The sequence below is a fragment of the Stenotrophomonas acidaminiphila genome, assembly GCF_001431595.1.
Classification (GTDB): Bacteria; Pseudomonadota; Gammaproteobacteria; order Xanthomonadales; family Xanthomonadaceae; genus Stenotrophomonas; species Stenotrophomonas acidaminiphila.
On sequence record NZ_LDJO01000008.1, the window covers coordinates 60,334 to 81,334 of the forward strand.

Here is a 21,001-nt window from a genome sequence, read left to right on the forward strand (position 1 = left end):
GGCCCGGCAGCAACCGGGCCGTGGCCGGTGCCGCCGCTCAGGCGGCGGGATCGGGCAGGCGGAAGAACGCGCGGGTGGCGGCGGTGGCATTGGCCGCGGTGAGCGTCACCTCCTCGCCGCGGTCGCGTGCCAGCTCCTCGACGATGTGCGACAGGAATGCAGGCTCGTTGCGGCGGTCCTTGGGCAACGGCCGCAGCGTGCGCGGCAGCAGGTAGGGCGCGTCGGTCTCGATCATCAAACGCCCGGCCGGGATGTGCCTGACCAGCTCGCGCAGGTGCGCGCCGCGACGCTCGTCGCACAGCCAGCCGGTGATGCCGATATGCCAGTCGCGGTCCAGGTAGTCGAACAGTTCGCGGCGATCGGCGGTGAAGCAGTGCACCACCGCCGGGCCCAGCCGGCCATCGAAGTTGCGCATCATCGCCAGGAAGTCGTCGTGGGCGTCGCGCTGGTGCAGGAACAGCGGCTTGCCCACGCCATCGACGGCAAGGTCCGCCGCCAGCTGCAGCTGCCGTTCGAACGCGCGGCGCTGGGCCGGGCGCGGCGAGAAGTCGCGGTTGTAGTCCAGCCCGCATTCGCCCACCGCGACCACTTCCGGGTGCGCGTGCAGCGCGCGCATCTGCGCGTCGCATTCGTCGGTGTACTCGACCGCGTGGTGCGGATGCACCCCGGCGGTGGCGTACAGGAAGCCCGGGTGCTGCTGCGCCAGCGCCAGCGCCATCGGCGAGTGCTCGCGGCTGGCGCCGGTCACCACCATCTGCACCACGCCGGCCGCGCGCGCGCGCTCCAGCACCGCGTCCAGGTCGCGGGCGAAGGATTCGTGGGTGAGGTTGGCGCCGATGTCGATCAGTTGCATGGCCGTGGGCAGGGATGCGGATACGGAAACCGCGCATTGTAGGCGGTCGCGCCGGCGCGAACCCTTATCCTTGCGCGATGGCACGCCCCGACTTCCCCATTTCCCCGCTGTTGCCGGCCATCGCCGACAGCCTGGCCGCGCACCCGCGGCTGGTACTCGAAGCCCCGCCCGGCGCCGGCAAGACCACCCAGGTGCCGCTGGCGCTGCTCGACGCGCCATGGCTGCAGGGCGGCCGGATCGTGATGCTGGAACCGCGCCGCGTCGCCGCGCGCAGTGCCGCCCAGTTCATGGCGCGGCAGCTCGGCGAGCCGGTCGGCGAGACCGTCGGCTACCGCATCCGCTTCGAGAACAGGATCTCCGCGCGTACCCGCATCGAGGTCGTCACCGAAGGCATCCTCACCCGCATGCTGCAGGACGACCCGTTGCTGGACGGCGTCGGCGCGCTGCTGTTCGACGAGTTCCACGAGCGCCACCTGTCGGCCGACCTCGGCCTGGCACTGGCGCTGGACGTGCAGGCCGGGCTGCGTGAGGACCTGCGCATCGTGGTGATGTCGGCCACCCTCGACGGCGAGCGCCTGGCCGCGTTCCTCGACGCGCCGCGCCTGTCCAGCCAGGGCCGCGGGTTTCCGGTGGAGGTCGCGCATTTCCCGCCACGGCGCGAGGAGACGCTGGAAGCCCAGGCGCGGCGCGCGGTCGAACACGCGCTGGCGGCGCATCCGGGCGACGTGCTGGTGTTCCTGCCGGGCCAGCGCGAGATCGCGCGCGTACAGGCCGCGCTGGACGCGGTGCGCGCGGCCGGTACCGACGTACTGCCGCTGCACGGCGAACTGCCTGTGGAACAGCAGTCGCGGGTGCTGCAACCCGACCCCGACGGGCGCCGCCGCGTGGTGCTGGCGACCAACGTCGCCGAATCCTCGGTGACCCTGCCCGGCGTGCGCGTGGTGGTCGACGCGGGCCTGGCGCGCGAGCCGCGCTACGACCCCAACAGCGGTTTCCCGCGGCTGGACGCGGTGCCGATATCGCAGGCGTCGGCCGACCAGCGCGCCGGCCGCGCCGGGCGCGTGGCCTCTGGCTGGCGCTGCGCCTGTGGCCGCAATCGCAACGGCTGGAGCCGCAGCGGCGCCCGGAGATGGCGCAGGTGGAGCTGGCCGCGCTGGCGCTGGAGCTGGCTGCCTGGGGCAGCGACGCGCTGCGCTTCGTCGATCCACCGCCGGCCGGTGCGCTGGCTGCCGCGCGGGAACTGCTGCAGCGGCTCGGTGCGCTCGACGGCAACACGATCACCGCTACCGGGCGGCGCATGCTGGCGCTGGGTACCCACCCACGGCTGGCGGCGATGCTGATCGCCGCGGCCGATCCGCGCGAGCAGGCGCTGGCTGCCGACCTGGCCGCGCTGCTGGAGGCACGCGACCCACTGCGCCAGGGCGGCGACGCGCTGGCCGCACGCTGGCGCGCACTGGCGGCGATGCGCGGTGGCCACGTGCCGCACGATGCCAGCCGCGGCGCGCTGGCCGCCATCGATGCGGCCAGCCGGCAGTGGCGGCGGCGCCTGCGCTGCGACGCCACGCCCCCGGACGACGTCGAGGCGCACGCGCTCGGCGACCTGCTCGCCCATGCCTTTCCCGACCGCATCGCCGCACGCCATCCGTCCGACCCGCTGCGCTACCAGCTGGCCAACGGCCGCAGCGCGCGCCTGCACGACAACAGCGACCTGCGCGGCGAGCCCTGGCTGGTGATCAGCGAGCTGCGCTTCGAGGCACGCGACGCGCTGCTGCTGCGCGCCGCGCCGGTGGACGAGGCGCGCCTGCGTACCGATTTCCCGCAGCGCTTCCACCAGCGCGACGTGGTGCGCTGGAACGGCGAGCGGCGCGCGCTGGAGGCACGGCGCGAATCCGGCTTCGACCGCATCGTGCTGGACAGCCGCCCGGCCGGCAGGGTCGATCCGGCACAGGCCGCGCGCGCGCTCACCGACGCGGTGCGCGAACTGGGGCTGGACGCGCTGCCATGGACCGGCGCGCTGCGCCAGTGGCGCCACCGCGTGCAGGGACTGCGCCAGTGGATGCCGGAACTGGGCCTGCCCGACCTGTCCGACGCGGCATTGCTGGACACGCTCGACACCTGGCTGCTGCCGGCTTTCGCCGGCAAGACCCGGCTCGACGCCCTCGGCGAACCGGAGCTGGGCGAAGCGCTGAAATCGGGCATCGACTGGAACCTGCGCCAGCAGATCGACCGCCATGCGCCGGTGCGGATCAGCGTGCCGTCGGGCATGGATCGCGCCATCGACTACGCGATGGACGACGATGGACTGACTCCGCGCCCGCCGGTACTGGCGGTCAAGCTGCAGGAGCTGTTCGGCCTGGCCGACACACCGCGCATCGCCGATGGCCGCGTGCCGCTGCTGCTGCACCTGCTCTCACCCGGCGGCAAGCCGCTGCAGGTCACCGGCGACCTGCGCAACTTCTGGGAGAACACCTATGCGGAAGTGCGGAAGGAGATGAAGGGCCGGTATCCCCGGCATCCATGGCCGGACGACCCCTGGAGCGCAACCGCCACGCACCGCGCAAAACCCCGCGGGACGTGAACGCCCACCGCCCGTGACACTGCCCCGGCGCGGACGGCCCACCCCAAGTGGCGCGGCATTGCTGCATGATGCGATGCGTGGCGCGCGACTAACATTTCCTGCACGCGCGTCCCGCGACACTGCATGCCTGTCCCCGCAACCGAGGATTCCCCCATGAGCAAGTTCAGCGACATCACCGGATCGGCCCTGGAACGGGCCATGGAACTGGCCGGCCATGCCGGCGACAGCCTCAAGCACGGCGGCTCCAACGCCGCCGACTGGCTCAAGGCCGGGGCTGCCATCGGCGCCATGAAGACCGGCGGCCGCGCCGTGGGCCGGGTGGCGCGGCGCAACCCGACCGCCACCATCGCCGTGGCTGCGGTGGGGCTGGGGCTGATCGGCTACGCGGTCTACCGCAAGAACAAGCGCGACAACGCCGCACTGGAAGCCAAGTCGCAGCAGATCGCCCAGCGCCGCCGCGCGCAGACCACGGTCGACGAGACCAGCGACATCGGCAGCGACGCCTGATGCCTGCGGGCGCGCGCCGCGGTGCGCGCCCGCCCTTTTCCTAGCCCTGCAACACCCGCCACTGCCCGGGCTGCAGGCCATCGAGCGCATGCGCGCCCATCGCCGCGCGCACCAGCCGCAGCGTCGGCAGGCCCACCGCGGCGGTCATGCGCCGCACCTGGCGGTTGCGCCCTTCGCGCAGGGTGATCGCCAGCCAGGCGTCGGGCACGGTCTTGCGGAACCGCACCGGCGGATCGCGTGGCCACAGCGCTGGCGGCGCCTCCAGCAGCTGCACCCGCGCCGGCAGCGTCGGCCCGTCATTGAGCAGCACCCCGTCACGCAGCGCCTGCAGCATGTCCGGGGCCGGTACGCCTTCCACCTGCACCCAATAGGTCTTGTCCTGCTTGTGGCGCGGATCGGTCAGGCGGTGTGCCAGGCCACCGTCGTCGGTGAGCAGCAGCAGGCCCTCGCTGTCGTAGTCCAGGCGCCCTGCCGGGTACACGTCCCCGGGCAGGCCGAAGCCGGCCAGTGTCGCCCGCGGCGGCTGGCTGCGGTCGGTGAACTGGCACAGCACGTTGAAGGGTTTGTTGAAGGCGATGAGCATGGCAGCCGGGCAAAAACGATGACGATGACGACGGCGAACGGGATGGCCGCAGCCGCGGCGTCATCCCCGCGCCGTGCAACCGGCCGCAACGGCAGGGTGCGCGGCCGCCGGCAGGGCGCGCCGCGCGGGCGTCCACGCGCCCTGCCCTGCGTTCGGCCCCGGTCAGGGCTTCACGAAGCGCAGCGTCATCCGGTCACTTTCGCCGATCGCCTTGTACCTGGCGGCATCGGCGGCGTCGTGGTTGTTGGACGGCGGCAGCGTCCACACGCCATTGGGGTGATCCCTGGTGTCGCGCGGGTTCGCGTTGATCTCACTGCTCTGCTGCAGCTTGAAGCCGGCGGCTTCGGCCATGGCGATGACCTGCGCCTGGCCGACGTAACCACTCTTGTCGTCGGCCGCGACGTCGGCCTTGGCGCGGTGCTCGACCACGCCCAGCGTGCCACCGGGCTTGAGCACCGCGAAGAACGCACGGAACAGGCCTTCGGCCTGGTTGGCGGCGCGCCAGTTGTGCACGTTGCGGAAGGTCAGCACCACGTCGGCCGAGCCCGGCTTGCCGAGCACCGGGGCCGCCGGGTCGTAGGCGACCACGGTGGCCTTGTCGAACAGCGCCGGCGCGGCGGCGAACTTCTTCTCCAGCCCATCGCGGGTGCGCTGCTGGTAGTCGCGGCCCTTGCCGGCCGGCAGCGCCATCGGGTCGACCACCGCGGCCACGTAATGGCCATGGCCACGCAGGTAGGGCGCGAGGATCTCGGCGTACCAGCCACCGCCCGGGGTGATCTCGACCACGGTGTGCTGCGGCTGCACGCCGAAGAACTCCAGGGTCTGCAGCGGATGCCGGTACCCATCGCGCGCGGTGTTGGCGGGGCTGCGCCAGTCCCCGGCCACCGCGGCCTGCAGCTGCGCGGAGGCGGAGGCGGCCGGTGCGCCGTGCATGGCGGCATGGTCGTGGCCGGCATGCGCAGGGTCCTGCGCGGCGACAGGCAGGGCGGCGAACAACAGACAGGCGGCAACCAGCGGGGCAGTCGTCTTCATCGGGAGGTTCCACGGTTGGAGTCCGGCGAGCCTAGCATGCGCACGCCGCGCCCCGGCGCTGCGCGCAGGGCATGCGGAACGCTGTTTTTACCGCTGCGCAACGGAACCGGACGGCGCTGCGTCTATGCTGGGGCGCCGATCCCAAGGAGCTGCGCATGACCCGGTTACGCGAACTCGGCCGTTCCGGCCTGCAGGTCGGCCCCATCGCCTTCGGCGGCAACGTCTTCGGCTGGAGCGTGGACGAGAAGGCCGCCTTCGCCCTGCTCGACGCGTTCGTCGAGGCCGGCTTCAACCTGGTCGATACCGCCGACGTCTACCCGGCATGGGTGCCGGGCAACAGCGGCGGCGAATCGGAAGCCATCATCGGCCGCTGGCTCAGGCGCGGCGGCAGGCGCGACAAGGTGGTGCTCGCCAGCAAGGTCGGCAAATGGTCCGAACGCCCCGGGCTGTCGGCCGCCAACATCCACGCCGCCGCGGACGATTCGCTGCGCCGGCTGCAGACCGACGTGATCGACCTGTACCAGGCGCACGAGGACGACGAGTCGGTGCCGCTGGAGGAGACCCTCGGCGCCTTCGCGCGCCTGGTCGAAGCCGGCAAGGTACGCGCGATCGGTGCCTCCAACTACAGCGCCACGCGCCTGCGCGACGCGCTGAAGGTGTCGGCCGACTACCACCTGCCGCGCTACGAGAGCCTGCAGCCCGAGTACAACCTCTACGACCGCGCCGGCTACGAGGCCGCGCTCGAACCGCTGGCACGCGAACACGGGCTGGGCGTGATCGGCTACTACGCGCTGGCCAGCGGCTTCCTCAGCGGCAAGTACCGCGACGCCGCCGACGCCGGCAAGAGCGGCGCGCGGGGCGCACGGGTGGTCGCGCGCTACCTGAACCCGCGCGGGCGGCGCATCCTCGGCGCGCTCGACGACATCGCCGCCAGCCACCGGGCGACACCGGCGCAGGTCGCGCTGGCGTGGCAGATCGCACGGCCCGGCATCACCGCCCCGATCGTCAGCGCCACCGGCGTGGCGCAGCTGCGCGAAGTCCTCGACGCCGCGCGGCTGTCGCTGTCGGCAGCGGATATCGCCCAGCTCGACGCGGCCAGCGCCGGGGACTGAACGCGGCGCCGGCCCGGAAGCGAAGTCCAACCTGCAGGGGACGAACCGCGAACGGCGGCCGCTCGCGCACACCCGCACACTGCCGACCGTCGCAACCTCGATGGGCACGCGGAGATGGCGTGCTGGCGCGGCGTCCACGCCAGCGGCCGGCACGGCTTCGACCAGTCTCGGCGCCGTGCGGCAGATGCGCTCCGAGGCCTGGCCGGCATGGCCGCGCGCCAGCCAGGAGCAGCGCCAGCGCGTGCTTCGGGGCCACCATCACCGGCATGCGCTGGCGATGCCATGGGACGCGGCGCGCCGGCGGGTACGCCCTGCTGGCATCACCCCGGACAGGCGCGTTCCCTGCGTTCGAGCGCCCAGGATCAGGCCGGTGCCAGCAGCCAGTCGCGCAGCGCCGCGCTGACTTCGGCCGGCTTTTCCATCGGCGCCAGGTGCCCGCAGCCGGGCAGCAGCAGCAACCGCGAATGCGGTGCCAGCGCGTGCATTTCCTCGCTGACCGCCGGCGGGGTGATGCGGTCGTTGGCGCCGCACACGATCAGCAGCGGGTCGCGGTAGGCGGCCAGCACGTCGTGGCCGTCCAGCCGCTCCAGCGCGCTCTGGCGCAGGAATACCTCCGCGCCCAGGCGCGTGGTCATCGCGCGCACGCGGTGCACCAGCGCCTGGTCGTGCAGGCGCGAGGCGTCGATGTAGCTGCGCATCAGCCGGTCGCCGAACCCGTGGAAGGTGCCGGGCAGGCGCACGCTGGCGCGCTGGGCACGGCGCTGCGCTGCGCGCTCCGGCGAATCGGCGTGGATCGAGGCGCCGATCAATGCCAGCCGCTGTACCCGCGCGGGTGCGACGCGCAGGATCTGCTGGGCGACGAAGCCTCCCAGCGAGAACCCGGCCAGCGCGAACCGCGGCGGCGCCTGCGCCAGCACGTCGGCGGCCACCGCCTGCAGGGTCTGGCCACGGGTCTGGTCGCCGACGATGCAGTCGGCGACGTCGGACAGGTCTGCGATCTGCGCGCGCCACAGCTCGGCGTCGTTGAGCAGGCCCGGCAGCAACAGCAGCGGGATTTTCCCGGGCGGATTCCCGGCGGTGGCGGTTTGCATGGCGCCATTGTCGCGCCGCCGGCGCTCAGCCGGTACCGTCGCCGCTGCAATGCACCGGCAGGGTGACGCTCATGATCGCCGGGTCGTCCGGATCGGGCTTGACCTTGAAGCCGAGCGTGCGGCACATCGCCAGCATGGTGCTGTTCTCGCGCAGCACCTGGCCCTCGACCACGTTCAGGCCCTGCCAGCCGGCGTACTCGATCATGATCTGCATCAGCTTCCAGCCGATGCCGTGGCCCTTGAGGTCGGAGCGGATCAGGATGCCGTACTCGCCGCGGTCGTAGTCGGCGTCGGCGTGCAGGCGCACCGCGCCGAGCATGTCGCCGCTCTTCGGGTCGATGGCCACCAGCGCGATCGAGCGGGCGTAGTCAAGTTGGGTCAGGCGCGCGATGAACTCGTGGCTGAAGTGCTTGACCGACTGGAAGAAGCGCAGGCGCAGGTCGTCGTCGGTGACGCGGGCGAAGAACGTGCGGAACAGCGCATCGTCCTCCGGCCGCACCGGGCGCACGAAGGCCCGGGCACCGTCGGACAGTTCGATGGTGCGCTCCCATTCGGTCGGATACGGGAAGATCGCGAAACGCGGATGGCCGCGGCCCTTGTGCAGCCGCCGCACCGGGGCGATGGCGATGCGCGCGTCCAGCGCCATCACCCCGTCGCGGTCGGCCAGCAGCGGGTTGAGGTCCAGGCCGCGGATCTCGGGGATGTCGGCGGCCAGCTGCGCCAGCTTGACCAGCACCAGCGCCACCGCGCGTTCGTCGGCGGCCGGCACGTCGCCGTAGGCCTTGAGGATGCGCGAGACCCGGGTGCGGCCAATCACCTCGTGCGCCAGGCGCAGGTCCAGCGGCGGCAGCGCCAGGGTCTTGTCGTCGATCACTTCCACCGCGGTGCCGCCGCGGCCGAACACCAGCACCGGGCCGAACACCGGATCGTCGGCGATGCCGGCAATCAGCTCGCGCGCCTTGGGCCGCACCAGGGTCTGCTGCAGCAGCACGCCCTCGATGCGCGCCTCCGGGCGCAGTTCGCGCGCGCGCTGCAGGATCGAGGTCGCCGCCATGTGCACCGCCTGCAGCGTGCCCAGGTTCAGGCGCACGCCATCGACGTCGGACTTGTGCGGGATGTCCGGCGACAGCACCTTGACCGCCACGGTCGCGCCGCGCTCGAGCAGCGGCTGCGCCAGCTCCATCGCCTCGTGCGCGTCGCGCGCGACCATCACCGCCAGCGACGGGATGCCATAGGCCTGCAGCAGGGCGTGCGTGGCCACCGGGTCCAGCCATTGCTGGCCGCGCGCCAGCGCCGACTCCACCAGTGCGCGCGCGGCCGCGGCGTCCACCACGAAATCGGCCGGCAGGCTGGGCGGCGTCTCCATCAGCGCCGCCTGCGCCTGGCGGTAGCGCACCAGGTGCTGGAACCCGCGCACCGCCTCGGCCTCGCTGGGATAGGTGGGCACCCGCGCGGTGTTGAGGGTGGCCGTGGCCTGCTCGTCGTTGCCCAGCCACACCGCGAACACCGGCTTGTCGCGCAGCTGCCGCGAGCGCAGCCCCAGGGTGCGGGTCAATGCCTGCGCCGCATCGGCCGACGAAGTAAACGCGGTGGGCACGTTGACCACCAGCAGCGCGTCGTTGGCCTCGTCGGCCAGGAGCGCCTCCACCGCGGCGGCGTAACGGTCGCCGCCGGCATCGACGATGATGTCCACCGGATTGTCGCGCGACCAGCCCTGCGGCAATGCCTGGTCCAGGTGCGCCACGGTGGCCGGCGACAGTGCCGCCAGGGTGCCGCCCAGGGCCTGCAGCTGGTCCACCGCCAGCCGGCCGATGCCGCCGCCGTTGCTGAGGATCGCCAGCCGGTTGCCCGGAAACGTGCCCAGCCGGCCCAGGGTCTCGGCGGCGGTGAACAGTTCGTCGAGCGCGTTCACCCGCAGCAGGCCGGCGCGGTTGAACGCCGCCCCGTACACCGCATCGGATGCGGCCAGGGTCTGCGCGTGGGTCTCGGCGCGCGCCCCGGCGCTGCGCGGCTGGCGCCCGGACTTGACCACCACCACCGGCTTGGCGCGCGCCGCCGCGCGCGCGGCCGACATGAACTTGCGGGCGTCGCTGATCTGGTCGACGTAGAGCAGGATCGCGCGGGTGCGGTAGTCCGCGGCGAAGTAATCGAGCAGGTCGCCGAAATCCACGTCCAGCGCATCGCCCAGCGACACCACCGCGGAGAACCCGATCGAACGCGCCACGCCCCATTCCACCAGCGCGGCAGCGATCGCGCTGGATTCGGAGATCAGCGCCAGGTCGCCGGCCTGCGGGGTGTGCGCGGCGATGGAGGCGTTGAGCCGCGCGTGCGGCGCGATCACCCCCAGGCAGTGCGGGCCGAGGATGCGCATGCCCTTCGGCCGCGCCGCCGCCTCCACCTGCGCGGCCAGCGAGCCGGGGCCGCGGCCGAGCCCGGCGGTGAGGATGATGGCCGCGGCCACCCCCAGGTCGGCGGCGGCGGCCACCACCTGCGGCACCATCGCCGCCGGCGTGGTCACCACCACCAGGTCCGGTATCCACGGCAGGTCCTTGAGCCGCTTGACCGTGCGCATGCCGTCGATCTCGGCGTGGCGCGGGTTGACCCAGCCGATCTGCCCGGCGAAGCCGCCCGCGCGCAGGTTGCGCACCACCGCGCGCCCGGCCGAGCGCTCGCGCGGGCTGCCGCCGACCACGGCCACGGAACGGGGACGGAACACGGTCTGCAGGTGATAGGTGCTCATCGCGATGCCGGCAACGGGAACGCGGTCAAAGGTACACGCGTCGCGGTGCCCGCGGCATGAGCAGGATCAAGCGGCCGCGGCGGCCATGCCGCGGCCCTCAGCGCGCCAGCGAACGGCCCAGCATGCCGACCGAAACCAGCAGGATCGCGACGTAATCGACGACCCTCGGCGCCCCCAGCGTCGTGCCGGCGGCGAACACCAGCACGCCGGCCACGACCAGCAGCATCCATGGCTGCCAGCGGGCCGCGGCGACCGGGCCGGGACCGGGACCGGCGTCCAGCATCGCGCTCACGTCGGTATCCAGCGCCGCCGCCAGGCAGACCCGGGTCCCGCGCGAGGCGACGCCGTCGGCCTCCACACGCTGCACGGTCCGCAGGCCCAGGCCAGCGGCTCCTGCGACCCCTGCCTGGCCTTGCGCACGCGGCGGACGATCGACGGATTCCGTTTCATGGCCCGCTCGATGCCGTGCCCCCCGTGCCGGGGAGCCACGGCTGTACGACACGCGGTCGATGATGCCACGCCAGCCGCGCGCCAGCGCCCGCCAACCGGTCGCCACCGCGCTACAGCAGCGTTCCGCCCAGGATCATCGCCGCGATGCTGAAGTAGATGACCAGGCCGGTGACGTCCACCAGGGTCGCCACGAACGGCGCCGAAGCGCTGGCCGGGTCGAAACCCAGCCGCTTGAGCACGAACGGCAGCATCGAGCCGGACAGCGAGCCGAAGGTGACGATGCCCACCAGCGCCGCGCCGATGGTCACCGCCAGCACCTTCCAGTGCTCGCCGTAGTCGTGCAGGCCGGCCAGCTGCCAGACGCTGATGCGGACGATGGCAAGCAGGCCGAGGATGGCGCCCAGCACGGCGCCGGTCGGCAGTTCGCGCAGCGCCACCTTCCACCAGTCGCGCAGGCGCAGTTCGTGCAGCGCCAGCGAGCGGATCAGCAGCGAGGTCGCCTGCGAGCCCGAGTTGCCGCCCGAGCTCATGATCAGCGGGATGAACAGCGTCAGCACCACCGCGCGCGCCAGTTCGTCCTCGTAATGCTGCATCGCGCTGGCGGTGAGCATCTCGCCGAGGAACAGCACGCTCAGCCAGCCGGCGCGCTTCCTGATCATGTCGAAGAAGCCGATATGCATGTAGGGACGGTCCAGCGCCTCGACGCCGCCGAACTTGTGCACGTCCTCGGTGGACTCGTCGATCAGGGCATCGAGGATGTCGTCCACGGTGACGATGCCGAGCATGCGCTGCTGCGCGTCGACCACCGGGATCGCCAGCAGGTCGTGGCGGCGGATCAGCTGCGCCACTTCCTCCTGGTCCAGCTCCGGGCCGACGCTCACCGGCGGGTTGACCTGCGCCACGTCGAGGATCGAGTCGGACGGCGCGCCGGTGATCAGCCGGCGCATGGTCACCACCTGCAGCAGTTGCCGGGTGCGCGGGTCGAGCACGTAGATCGCGTAGACCGTCTCGCGGGTGCGCTCGACCTCGCGGATGTGCTGCAGCGTCCGCGCCACGGTCCAGTCGGCAGGAACGCTGACGAACTCGGTGGTCATCAGCGCGCCGGCGGTGTTGGGCGGGTAGCTGAGCAGCAGCTGGATCGAGCGGCGCGCCTCCGGGTCGAGCAGCGGGATCAGCCGCGCGCGCTGCGCCTCGTCCAGCTCATGGACGATGTCGGTGGCGCGGTCGTCGGCCATCAGCCCGAGCAGGGCGGCGGCCCGGGCCGGCGGCATCGCCGCCACCAGCTCGCCGGCATGCTGCAGCTCCGGCGCTTCCAGCAGCTTGACCGCGCGCGGCAACGGCAACGCCGCCAGCACCGCGCCGGCAGCGGCCTGTTCGAGCTGGTTGAGATGGACCACCGCGTCGGCGGTGTTGAACTCGGCCAGGGGTGCGCCAAGGGCGCTGGCGTCCGCTGCCGGACGCAGGAGTTGCTTCTGGTTCATCGTGTTTCGCCTTGCCGACCGGGTCGGCTGCTGGGTTGCTGGCGCAACGCCGGCAGCGGCGAAACACCCACTCAGGCGTTGGCCGTCACCGACGTCGGACGAGATCGACTTCTACTGTCGCTGGGCATGGGTGGAACTCCGAAGGAAGTACCGCGCGGCACGGGCCGGCGGCTGCGCGAGTCTGCGACCGGCGCGCGGCGGGGTCAAGCGGCGTGCCGTGAAATTTTCCAAGGCCGCAGGCGCGCGGTACTCTTTCGTACAGGCACCCGCATGCGCCCGCCCCGGCCACGGCTCCGCCTTTCCCCTTCACTTTCTCCGAGCGTGATCCCGATGCATGGCGGCGGTCTGGAACTGGCCCTGGTGCTGCTGTTGGCGGCCGTCATCGCCGTGCCGGTGTTCAAGCGCTTCGGGCTGGGCGCGGTGCTGGGCTATCTCGCCGCCGGCGTGGTGCTCGGCCCGCACGTGCTGGCGTTCGTGCACGACGCCGACCGCATCCTCAACGCCGCCGAGATCGGCGTGGTGATGCTGCTGTTCGTGATCGGACTGGAGCTTTCGCCGTCACGGCTGATGGTGATGCGGCGCACGGTGTTCGGCGGCGGCGCGCTGCAGGTGCTGGTCACCGCCGGAGTGCTCGGCGGGCTGTTGCTGCTCTACCACTTCCAGTGGAAGAGCGCGCTGGTGATCGGCACCGCGCTGGCGCTGTCCTCCACCGCCATCGGCCTGCAGCTGCTGTCCGAGCACAAGGCCCTGAACACGGACTACGGCCGGCTCGGCTTCGCCATCCTGCTGTTCCAGGACCTGGTCGCGATCCCGCTGCTGGCGGCGATCCCGCTGCTGGGCGGGATCCGCAACGAAACCCTGACCTGGCAGAACGTGACCACCGCCGTCGGCGCGCTGGCCGTGGTGATCCTGCTGGGCCGGCCGGTGCTGCGCCACCTGTTCGGCATGGTCGCGCGCACGCGCATGCCCGAGGTGTTCACCGCCAGCGCGCTGCTGGTGGTGCTGGGCACGGCGTGGCTGATGCAGACGGCCGGGCTGAGCCCCAGCCTGGGCGCGTTCCTGGCCGGCGTGCTGCTGGCCGACTCCGAGTTCCGCCACGAGATCGAGTCGCAGATCGAGCCGTTCAAGGGCCTGCTGCTGGGGCTGTTCTTCATCGCCGTGGGCATGAGCATCGACCTGGCGCGCATCGCCGCCGAACCGACCGTGATCGCCATCGGCGTCGGTGTGCTGCTGGCGGTCAAGTTCGGCCTGCTGGTGCTGATCGGCCTGGCCGCGCGGATGCCGCTGCGCAGCGCGCTGATGCTGGGCAGCGTGCTGTGGCTGGGCGGCGAGTTCGCCTTCGTCGTGTTCAACGAGGCCGAGCGCGTCAACCTGCTGGGGCGCATCAACCATGACCGCCTGGTGGCCATCGTCAGCCTGTCGATGGCGTTGACCCCGCTGCTGATGATCGGGCTCAAGCAGCTGGTGCGGCCGCGCACCCCGAACCTGGGCCCGGAACGCGCCCCGGACAACATGAACGACGCCCAGGCCCAGCATCCGCAGGTGCTGATCGCCGGCATGGGCCGCTTCGGCCAGATCGTCGCGCGCCTGCTCACCGCGCAGCGCATCCCGTTCGTCGCGCTGGAAGCGGACCCGGGCACGGTGGAAGACCTGCGCCGCTTCGGCAACCACCTCTATTACGGCGATCCCACCCGCCCCGACCTGCTGCGCGCGGCAGGCGGCGACCAGATCCGGGTGTTCGTGATGGCCATGGACGACCCGGATACCAACCTGCGCGCGGTGCGGCTGGTACGCAGGCTGTACCCGAACGCCAAGGTGCTGGCACGCGCGCGCAACCGCCAGCACGCGTGGAAGCTGATGGACATGTCGGCCGAGCCGTTCCGCGAAGTATTCGGCTCCAGCCTGGAGATCAGCGAACGGGTGCTGACCGCGCTTGGCATCGCCGAGAACACCGCGCGCGAGCACGTGCGCCGCTTCCGCGAACATGACGAGAAGCTGCTCAAGGCCCAGCACCTGGTCTACGACGACGAAGCGGCGGTGATCCAGACCTCGCATGACGCACGCGCCGACCTGATGCACCTGTTCGAGGCCGACGCCGGCGACGACGAGGACGACGGGACGCCGCAGCGTCCGGCGGCCGGCGACTAGGCCCTGGCGGACCGGAGCGCGGCTCCCTGCGGCACTCTGGACACGACGGCTGCGCGACCGCCGTCAGTGGCCACGCTCGATCAACGCCCAGGCAGCCGGCGGGCGTTCTGCCGGCATGCGCGTCCTGCTGACCGCGCACGCCGCTTCCGGCGGTTCACTGGAGAGCCGCGTGGCGGATCATCGCCGCGCGCTCGGCCAGCGGAAGCCGCTGCAGCTGACGACCAAGCGAAACCACGAACGCGCAGCGCTGCATGGCATTCCAGCGCTCGGGCCTGTCGTTCAGGCGTCCGGCAAGATCGAGGTAGGCCTGCTGCGCCAGCCGCGAATAGGCCTGGCCATCGCGGAACACCTGCTCGGGCGTGGCGGTCCGGGGCGCCGCCTGTTCCGGCAGGGAGTCCACCAGCGCCGTCAGCCGCGACTGGTGGAACGAGAGCACGTCTCCGGGCATCGGCGACTGGAGGCCGGTCAATGCCGCGCAGCGGACCGCATCCTGGGCCTGCAGCGCTGCAGCGTATGCGTCCTGCTCCGGCTCCCACCAGGCGACCACTGCTGCATCCGAGGCACGGCGCAGCGCGTCGCGCTTGATATCGAACAGCATCGTGTCCTCGTGGTAGCCGAATGTGGCGCCATTGCCGTTGTCTGCTGCCCAATACATCTTCGATGCGTAGCTATCCACGACCTGCGGCAGGCGCCGGGCGGTGGCCGCCATCAAGGCGGCCATCGGATCCTGGGCATCCCTGCGTGCGATCATGCTCTCCCAGCGGAGTCGCGCATCCGCTACCGCACCGCCCGCCGCATCGACCGCGGTCAGCCTGATCTTGCGGTCGAGCAGTTCCGCCGCCGTCAGCCAATGCATGGCGCTGGCATCGGTATTGCGCTGGATATCGAGCAGATCCTCGCCGAACCCGGCTTTCCGAAGCAGCTCGCGGTATCTGCGGTCGACCTGTTCGAGCGACGGACGAAGCGCACTGGCCGGAAGATCCATCTGGCTGGAAGCGCGGTGCAGGCCGACGCGTGCCGACGCCAGCATCTGCCGGTCAGGCGACGCTGCCCATATCAACACGCAGGCACTGCTGCATTCGGAACGGATGCGCACCGGCATGCCGTGCCCGGCGATCCAGCGCCCGGCACGCTCGGCCTCGGCCATCAGTCCGCCCGGGCTGTCGATCGTCACCAGAGTGATGTCGGGATGCGCCGCCCAGGCCTTCTCGATGTCCGCAAGCAGGCGTGGCCCTATTTCTCCGGTGATGAGCAGCTGACCGCCGGCGGCGTCCACCTCCACGCGGGCGTTGGGCACGGCCTGCAGCACGTCCAGCAGGTCAGAGCGGAGGTGCTGCTGCGGCAGTGCGAACGCCATGGCCAGCAGTGCAATGCCCAACGCATACAGCGCCGGCGGCGTCAGCCGGCGGCGTGGCAGGGAGGTGGCCAGCGCATAGGCCAGTGCGAGCGCCGCAAGCACGCAGGCCAGCACCGCCCCACTCGCCACCAGCCGTTCACCTGAACGCTCCGGAAGCGGAACCCATGCCTCCCATATCCAGTTCCAGCCCAACAGAACGGCCGCTCCCGTCACCAGTAGCAGCCACGCCAGCCAATGCCAGCCCGCGATCCGCCGTGATGCCCCCCAGCGGCGACCGAGCGACTGCCAGCCCGGCTCGGCCACACGCCAGGACATGGTGTCCCCCGCCAGTTCGCCCGCCGCGAAACGGCGCCTCACTTCATCCGTCGCCAACGGACCTTCGGTGGTGCCATCGCGACGCAACCAGATGGCGCTCATGCAAGCACGTCCCCGAGCATGTTCCATGCGACGACCAGCATCATCGGCACCACGATGGTGGCTGCGACCAGGGCTGCCTGCATCGCACCCCATGGCCTGTGGGTCACCACCCACCGGTCCATTGCATCCCATGTGGACACGCCATCGGACCTGAGCGTGGCATAGGCGAACCCATTGGCCACCAGGGTGATCAGCGGCAGCCCCAGTCCCTGGCCGACGAGCAGTACCGAGAACTCCCGCCGCAGCGCCGGCCACAGGCCGATCGGGCGCCCGTCGCGGTAGGTCACGCGCGTGCCGAACAGCCATTTGCCCGGGGTGGTGCCGGTCAGGCCCAGCAACGTTGCGCCGCAGACAATGATCCAGGCGTACAACATGAGGCTGGACAGCACGCCGCCGAGCACCATGCCCTTGCGTTCGGCGAACACGGCTTCATACGCCTGCGGGAAGTACGCCACCATGAGACTGGCCAGCACCCCGCTGCCGACGGACAGGAACAGCATCGTGTCGAAGGTGCGGCCGAAGAAGCGGCGCCATGGCGCGGGCCTCGCCTGCTGCCAGCCATCATCTTCCACCGCCAGGTCCGGCATGCCCGGCTCCGTCGCACCGCCGCGGAATCGCAACGACGCCCAATTCGTCCCGGTCGTGCGGGGAGCCGTCATCTCCGGCAGCGCGCGGGATAGCGGAAGCCAATCACCGTCCATACCGGCCCGGATCTCCGCTTCACTGTCGAGTGCACCCTGCCCCCACAACACCCTGAGCTGCTCGATATCGTGCGGGCCATCGGCGACTGCGCCGTCCCGCCGGACATACCACTCCTGCATCCCCCCCTCCATGGCGCAATGGCCGGATTCCCCGCGCCGACTATAGCCGGCGGCACATGGGGAAGCACCGTCCCGGTCGGAGGCAGGATCGGCCCGGCGCTCGGCCCGGCGCGGTCAGCCGCGGTCGCGCAGGAACCGGGCCATCGACGAGACGCCCGGCACCGCCGGTTCGAACTCGCCGGCCACGTCGATGAAGCCGCGCATGACCGAGATCTCGCGCGGGCTGCGGCCCAGCGCGTCGCGCAGGTCGGGGTCGGCGCCGGCGCGCAGCAGGCGCTGCACCAGCAACGGCAGGCCATGCAGCGCGGCCAGGTGCAGCGGGCCGAAGCCGCGCGGATCGCGCACGTCCAGTGCCACTTCTTCATCGAGCAGGCGTTCGACCGCGGCCAGCACCACGTGCTCGTCGCAGGCGGTGCCCGGCTCGGCACGCGCGCCCAGCAGCAGCAGCAACGGGGTGACCGTACCGGCCGAGGCCTGGTCCGGCTCGGCACCGGCCAGCAGCAGGGTGTCGAGCAGCGCCAGCAGCCGCGTGCGGTCGCGTGCGGTGAACCCGTAGAGCGCGGCGCAGTGCAGCGGCGCCAGCTGCTGGTCGTCGCCGGCATGCACGTCGGCGCCGGCGGTCAGCAGCTTGGCGGCGATGTCCGGCAGCCCCAGCGCCGCGGCCAGCATCAGCACGGTGACGCCGCCCGGCAGGCGGTGGTCGATGCGCGCACCGGCGTCGAGCAGGGCGGTGACGATCGCGGCCTGGCGCATGCTCACCGCCGCCGACAGCGGCGTGGCACCGCTGGCGGCCGCGTGCTGCGGGTCGGCACCGCGCGCCAGCAGCAGGTCCACCGTGGCCACGTGCCCGCCACCGGCCGCACGCAGCAGGCCGGTGCAGCCCTGGGCATCGACCGCATCCACCGGCAGCCCGAGTTCGACCAGGCGGCGCACCGCGTCGGCGTCGCCGGCCATCGCCGCGGCCGGCACGTCGGATTCGCGCAGTGCGCGCAGCGGCAACGGCCAGCCGCGCCAGTCCAGCCAGTCGGCCAGGTCGCGGCGGCCACTGGACAGCGCCACGCCGAGCGGCGTCTGCCCGTCGGCGGCGCGGGCGTCCGGCGAGGCACCATGCATCACCAGTTGTTTCAGCGAGGCCTCGCGCGCAAGCGCGGTGGCCAGGTGCAGCGCGGTCATGCCGTGGCTGTCGCGCGCCTCGCGGTCGACCCCATGCACCAGCAGCCAATGCTGCACCTTCAGCCAGCCCAGGCGTACCGCCAGCGCCAGCGGCGGATCGCCGGCGGGCGATGCGCCGAACGGGTCGGCGCCCTGTTCGAGCAGCTCCAGCACGAACTGCTCGGTACCGCGCGAGCCCTGGTCGTGCTGCACGCAGGCAGCCAGCAGGCGCCCCAGGCCGCCGCGGCCGGCGGGCGAAACCCCGTGCCGCAGCAGTACCTGCAGCGTGGGAACGGCATCCACGCCGCGCGCCAGCAGCGCGAACATCGGCGTGTCGCCGCAGGCATCGAGCACCTCGGCATCGGCACCGTGCGCCAGCAGCCAGTCGACCACGCGCGGCTGCAGCGCCAGCTCCACGTCGTGCAGCAGCGTGCCCAGTTCCCGTGCCGAACACAGCCGCGCCAGCGGTGCCATGCCCTCGGTGTTGCCGAAGGCCAGCGCCTCGCGCAGCAGTGCCAGCGGCGGACGGTCGTTGAGCTGTGGTGGCGTGGCCGCGCCATCGCCGGCGTCAGCGCCGGCAAGCGCGTCGCTGACCGCGGCCGGCAGCGGATACGCCGGATCCAGCAGCGAGACGATGCTCCAGCGGCCGGCGGCGGCGGCATGGTCGATGGCACGGCGGCCATCGGCGGCAACCACATCGGCGGCGACGCCCAGCTCCAGCAGGCGGCGCACCAGCGCCGCGGTCACGCTCTCGGCGCGGCAAGCCAGCAGCACGGCATTGCAGCCCTCGCCATCGACCGCGGTGACATCGGGTTTGTGCGCGAGCAGGCGCTCGAGCACGCCGGCATGCCCATGCGCGGCGGCATCCAGCCACGGCGTGCGGCCGCCGGCATCGCGCGGCTCGACATTGGCGCCGGCCGCGAGCAGCGCATCGACGATGTCGCCGTGGCCGGCCGCGGCGGCCTCGTGCAGCGCGCTGCGGCGGCGGCGGTCGCGCGCGTCCAGACGTGCCTTGTGCTTGAGCAGCAGTTGCACGCCGGCGGCATCGTCGTCTTCGGTGGCGGCGGCGGGAATCAGTACCGGTACGCCGTCGGCGGGTTCGACCCGGGCGCCGCGTTCGAGCAGGAACCGCGCCAGCCGCCAGTTACCGGCCTGGCAGGCCACCGCCAGCGGGCTGTGGCCTTCATGGTTGAGCGCGTCGATCTCGGCGGCGGCATCGCGCAGCAGCGCGGCCACGCCCGGGTCGGAACTGCGTGCGGCGTGGTGCAGCGGGGTGTTGCCGTCGGCGTCGGTGGCGCGCGGATCGGCCCCGTTGGCCAGCAGGGTCATCACCGCCTCGGGGCGGCCATGCCAGCTGTCGCGGGTCGCCGCCAGCAGCGGGGTCATGCCGCGATGGGCCAGGTTCACGTCCACGCCGCGGCCGATCAGCGCGCGCAGCAGGCGCAGGTCCGGCAGCACCGCGGCCAGCACCACCAGGCTGCGCTGGTCGCGCGAATCGGCCGGCGGCGGCGCGTGCGGATCGGCGCCGGCATCGAGCAGCTGCAGGGCGCGGTCGACGCGCCCGGCGCGCGCGGCCTCGTACAGCTGCGGCACCCATTCGTGCTGCGCCATCGGCTCCAGCGGTGCCGGTTCGGCCAGCGCCTCGGCAAACGGATCGAAGGCCTGCACCGCCACGGCCGGCGCGGCCGGCGCCGCGGCCGGCAGCGCCTGCAGCGCGGCGTGCAGCAGCGGCGAGAACAGGGCGACGGCGATGGCCAGCGGCCAGCGCAGGCTGTCGCCGACCAGGCCCGGCCAGGCCGGCGCGACCACCGCCGCGCACAGCAGGCACAGCACCAGCGCCGCGCCGACGCCATGCCAGGAGTCCATGGCCCGCGAGGACAGTGCCTGCCCCTGCGCGCGCAGGGTGCCGCCCTCGCGTTCCAGCGCCTGCCACAGCGGCCAGGTGCGCCACAGCGCGGCCACCGCGATGCTCAGCGCCACGCACAGGGCCAGCACCGCCTGCAGGCTGCCGCTGTCGTGCAGCGCCGCCAGCGGCCAGGACACAAGCAATGCCAGCAACAGCGTGCCGGCGGTCCACACCGCAAGCAGGCCCGGCAGGTCCTGCCGTGGCAACGCGGACAGCGGCGCAGGGGCTCGCGTGCGCCGCCACCACGACACTCCCAGCGCGAACGCGGGCTGCGCCAGCAGGCCGCACGCGGCGGCCGCCACGCCACCGAACCCGGCGGCGAGCGCGAGCAGCGCGCCGAGCGCCAGCGCGCCGAGGGCACGGGTACGGCGGGCGTCAGTCATCGCGGCCGTCGATGCGGGCGATCTTCACCGGCGCCAGGGGCTGCGGTGGCAGCTGCAGATGGAACCCGTGCGCGGCCAGGTTGGCACGCACCTGCGCGGCGTCGGCCTGGGCCAGGCGCCGTTCCGGGGTCAGCGCGACTTCCAGCACGAACGCGAACGGCGCCAGGGCGGCGCCGAGCGTGGCCGGGATCGCATCGAAGTTGTCGCGCTTGGCAAGGTAGACGTAGGTGTCCTGCTTGCGTTGGCTTTTGTAGACGTAGGCTTGCATGCCCGCGGGCGTTGCCCTGCTTGGGAATCCAAGTGATTGTGTCGGAAACCCGACGCCGGTGAAAGGCATTGCCGTACGCCGCCGTCCGCATCTTTGCCGGGGCTTCATTCATTTTCATCAAG

14 protein-coding genes and 1 pseudogene are annotated in these 21,001 nt (G+C 72.2%); 4 read left to right on the plus strand and 11 right to left on the minus strand.

Going from position 1 to position 21,001, the window contains the following annotated elements; all coding sequences use genetic code 11:
- Positions 1–37: 37 nt before the first annotated feature.
- Positions 38–853 carry a TatD family hydrolase gene (locus ABB33_RS01990; RefSeq protein ID WP_056930956.1) on the minus strand — a complete coding sequence of 272 codons (816 nt, stop codon included), beginning with the start codon at positions 851–853 and terminating at the stop codon, positions 38–40.
- A gap of 77 nt (positions 854–930) precedes the next feature.
- Here ABB33_RS01990 and hrpB point away from each other — a divergent pair.
- A pseudogene (hrpB, locus tag ABB33_RS01995) lies at positions 931–3,431 on the plus strand (ATP-dependent helicase HrpB).
- 153 nt (positions 3,432–3,584) lie between these two features.
- Positions 3,585–3,938 carry a mitochondrial import receptor subunit TOM20 gene (locus tag ABB33_RS02000; RefSeq protein ID WP_054668294.1) on the plus strand — a complete coding sequence of 118 codons (354 nt, stop codon included), beginning with the start codon at positions 3,585–3,587 and terminating at the stop codon, positions 3,936–3,938.
- Between the two features lie 40 nt (positions 3,939–3,978).
- Here the strand turns inward: ABB33_RS02000 and ABB33_RS02005 are convergent, their stop codons facing one another.
- Positions 3,979–4,521 (minus strand): pseudouridine synthase, encoded by a 543-nt coding sequence (locus ABB33_RS02005; RefSeq protein WP_054668296.1) that lies wholly within the window; start codon positions 4,519–4,521, stop codon positions 3,979–3,981.
- Positions 4,522–4,683: 162 nt separating this feature from the next.
- The gene (locus ABB33_RS02010; RefSeq protein WP_152984923.1) at positions 4,684–5,553 is read right to left on the minus strand and encodes a class I SAM-dependent methyltransferase; all 870 of its coding nucleotides are present in this window, start codon (positions 5,551–5,553) and stop codon (positions 4,684–4,686) included.
- Positions 5,554–5,708: 155 nt separating this feature from the next.
- On the opposite strand from ABB33_RS02010, the gene ABB33_RS02015 reads away from it, so the two are divergent.
- Complete coding sequence (locus ABB33_RS02015) at positions 5,709–6,665, plus strand: aldo/keto reductase (RefSeq protein ID WP_056930957.1); 957 nt, start codon at positions 5,709–5,711, stop codon at positions 6,663–6,665.
- Positions 6,666–7,027: 362 nt separating this feature from the next.
- On the opposite strand, the gene ABB33_RS02020 is transcribed toward ABB33_RS02015, so the two are convergent.
- The 4 genes from ABB33_RS02020 to mgtE form a co-directional block, all read right to left on the minus strand.
- Complete coding sequence (locus ABB33_RS02020) at positions 7,028–7,756, minus strand: alpha/beta fold hydrolase (protein ID WP_056930958.1); 729 nt, start codon at positions 7,754–7,756, stop codon at positions 7,028–7,030.
- A 25-nt stretch (positions 7,757–7,781) separates the two neighbouring features.
- Entirely contained in the window at positions 7,782–10,496 is a 2,715-nt protein-coding gene (locus tag ABB33_RS02025; RefSeq protein WP_054668303.1) for a bifunctional acetate--CoA ligase family protein/GNAT family N-acetyltransferase, read from the minus strand.
- Positions 10,497–10,593: 97 nt separating this feature from the next.
- Positions 10,594–10,863: a hypothetical protein gene (locus ABB33_RS02030; RefSeq protein ID WP_152984924.1), complete on the minus strand. Its 270-nt coding sequence runs from the start codon at positions 10,861–10,863 to the stop codon at positions 10,594–10,596.
- 193 nt (positions 10,864–11,056) lie between these two features.
- Positions 11,057–12,427, minus strand: coding sequence for a magnesium transporter (gene mgtE / locus ABB33_RS02035; protein ID WP_056930960.1), 1,371 nt, complete (start codon positions 12,425–12,427; stop codon positions 11,057–11,059).
- 330 nt (positions 12,428–12,757) lie between these two features.
- On the opposite strand from mgtE, the gene ABB33_RS02040 reads away from it, so the two are divergent.
- Positions 12,758–14,575 (plus strand): monovalent cation:proton antiporter-2 (CPA2) family protein, encoded by a 1,818-nt coding sequence (locus ABB33_RS02040; protein WP_056930961.1) that lies wholly within the window; start codon positions 12,758–12,760, stop codon positions 14,573–14,575.
- Between the two features lie 154 nt (positions 14,576–14,729).
- Here the strand turns inward: ABB33_RS02040 and ABB33_RS02045 are convergent, their stop codons facing one another.
- The 4 genes from ABB33_RS02045 to ABB33_RS02060 form a co-directional block, all read right to left on the minus strand.
- Complete coding sequence (locus ABB33_RS02045) at positions 14,730–16,349, minus strand: GYF domain-containing protein (protein ID WP_056930962.1); 1,620 nt, start codon at positions 16,347–16,349, stop codon at positions 14,730–14,732.
- Positions 16,346–17,170, minus strand: coding sequence for an RDD family protein (locus ABB33_RS02050; RefSeq protein WP_161809396.1), 825 nt, complete (start codon positions 17,168–17,170; stop codon positions 16,346–16,348). The genes ABB33_RS02045 and ABB33_RS02050 overlap by 4 nt, the downstream gene beginning before the upstream one ends.
- A gap of 114 nt (positions 17,171–17,284) precedes the next feature.
- A complete protein-coding gene (locus ABB33_RS02055) occupies positions 17,285–20,611 on the minus strand; it encodes an ankyrin repeat domain-containing protein (RefSeq protein WP_056930964.1) in 3,327 nt (1,108 codons plus the stop codon).
- A complete protein-coding gene (locus ABB33_RS02060; protein WP_054668310.1) occupies positions 20,604–20,879 on the minus strand; it encodes a YcgL domain-containing protein in 276 nt (91 codons plus the stop codon). Before ABB33_RS02060 ends, ABB33_RS02055 begins: the two co-directional genes overlap by 8 nt.
- Positions 20,880–21,001 lie beyond the last annotated feature (122 nt).

What these genes read in the sequence shown, in the direction of transcription:
- ABB33_RS01990 (WP_056930956.1), bottom strand. Translation starts at nt 853, where the DNA reads ATGCAACTGATCGACATCGGCGCCAACCTCACCCACGAATCCTTCGCC.
- ABB33_RS02000 (WP_054668294.1), top strand. Translation starts at nt 3,585, where the DNA reads ATGAGCAAGTTCAGCGACATCACCGGATCGGCCCTGGAACGGGCCATG.
- ABB33_RS02005 (WP_054668296.1), bottom strand. Translation starts at nt 4,521, where the DNA reads ATGCTCATCGCCTTCAACAAACCCTTCAACGTGCTGTGCCAGTTCACC.
- ABB33_RS02010 (WP_152984923.1), bottom strand. Translation starts at nt 5,553, where the DNA reads ATGAAGACGACTGCCCCGCTGGTTGCCGCCTGTCTGTTGTTCGCCGCC.
- ABB33_RS02015 (WP_056930957.1), top strand. Translation starts at nt 5,709, where the DNA reads ATGACCCGGTTACGCGAACTCGGCCGTTCCGGCCTGCAGGTCGGCCCC.
- ABB33_RS02020 (WP_056930958.1), bottom strand. Translation starts at nt 7,756, where the DNA reads ATGCAAACCGCCACCGCCGGGAATCCGCCCGGGAAAATCCCGCTGCTG.
- ABB33_RS02025 (WP_054668303.1), bottom strand. Translation starts at nt 10,496, where the DNA reads ATGAGCACCTATCACCTGCAGACCGTGTTCCGTCCCCGTTCCGTGGCC.
- mgtE (WP_056930960.1), bottom strand. Translation starts at nt 12,427, where the DNA reads ATGAACCAGAAGCAACTCCTGCGTCCGGCAGCGGACGCCAGCGCCCTT.
- ABB33_RS02040 (WP_056930961.1), top strand. Translation starts at nt 12,758, where the DNA reads ATGCATGGCGGCGGTCTGGAACTGGCCCTGGTGCTGCTGTTGGCGGCC.
- ABB33_RS02045 (WP_056930962.1), bottom strand. Translation starts at nt 16,349, where the DNA reads ATGAGCGCCATCTGGTTGCGTCGCGATGGCACCACCGAAGGTCCGTTG.
- ABB33_RS02050 (WP_161809396.1), bottom strand. Translation starts at nt 17,170, where the DNA reads ATGCAGGAGTGGTATGTCCGGCGGGACGGCGCAGTCGCCGATGGCCCG.
- ABB33_RS02055 (WP_056930964.1), bottom strand. Translation starts at nt 20,611, where the DNA reads ATGACTGACGCCCGCCGTACCCGTGCCCTCGGCGCGCTGGCGCTCGGC.
- ABB33_RS02060 (WP_054668310.1), bottom strand. Translation starts at nt 20,879, where the DNA reads ATGCAAGCCTACGTCTACAAAAGCCAACGCAAGCAGGACACCTACGTC.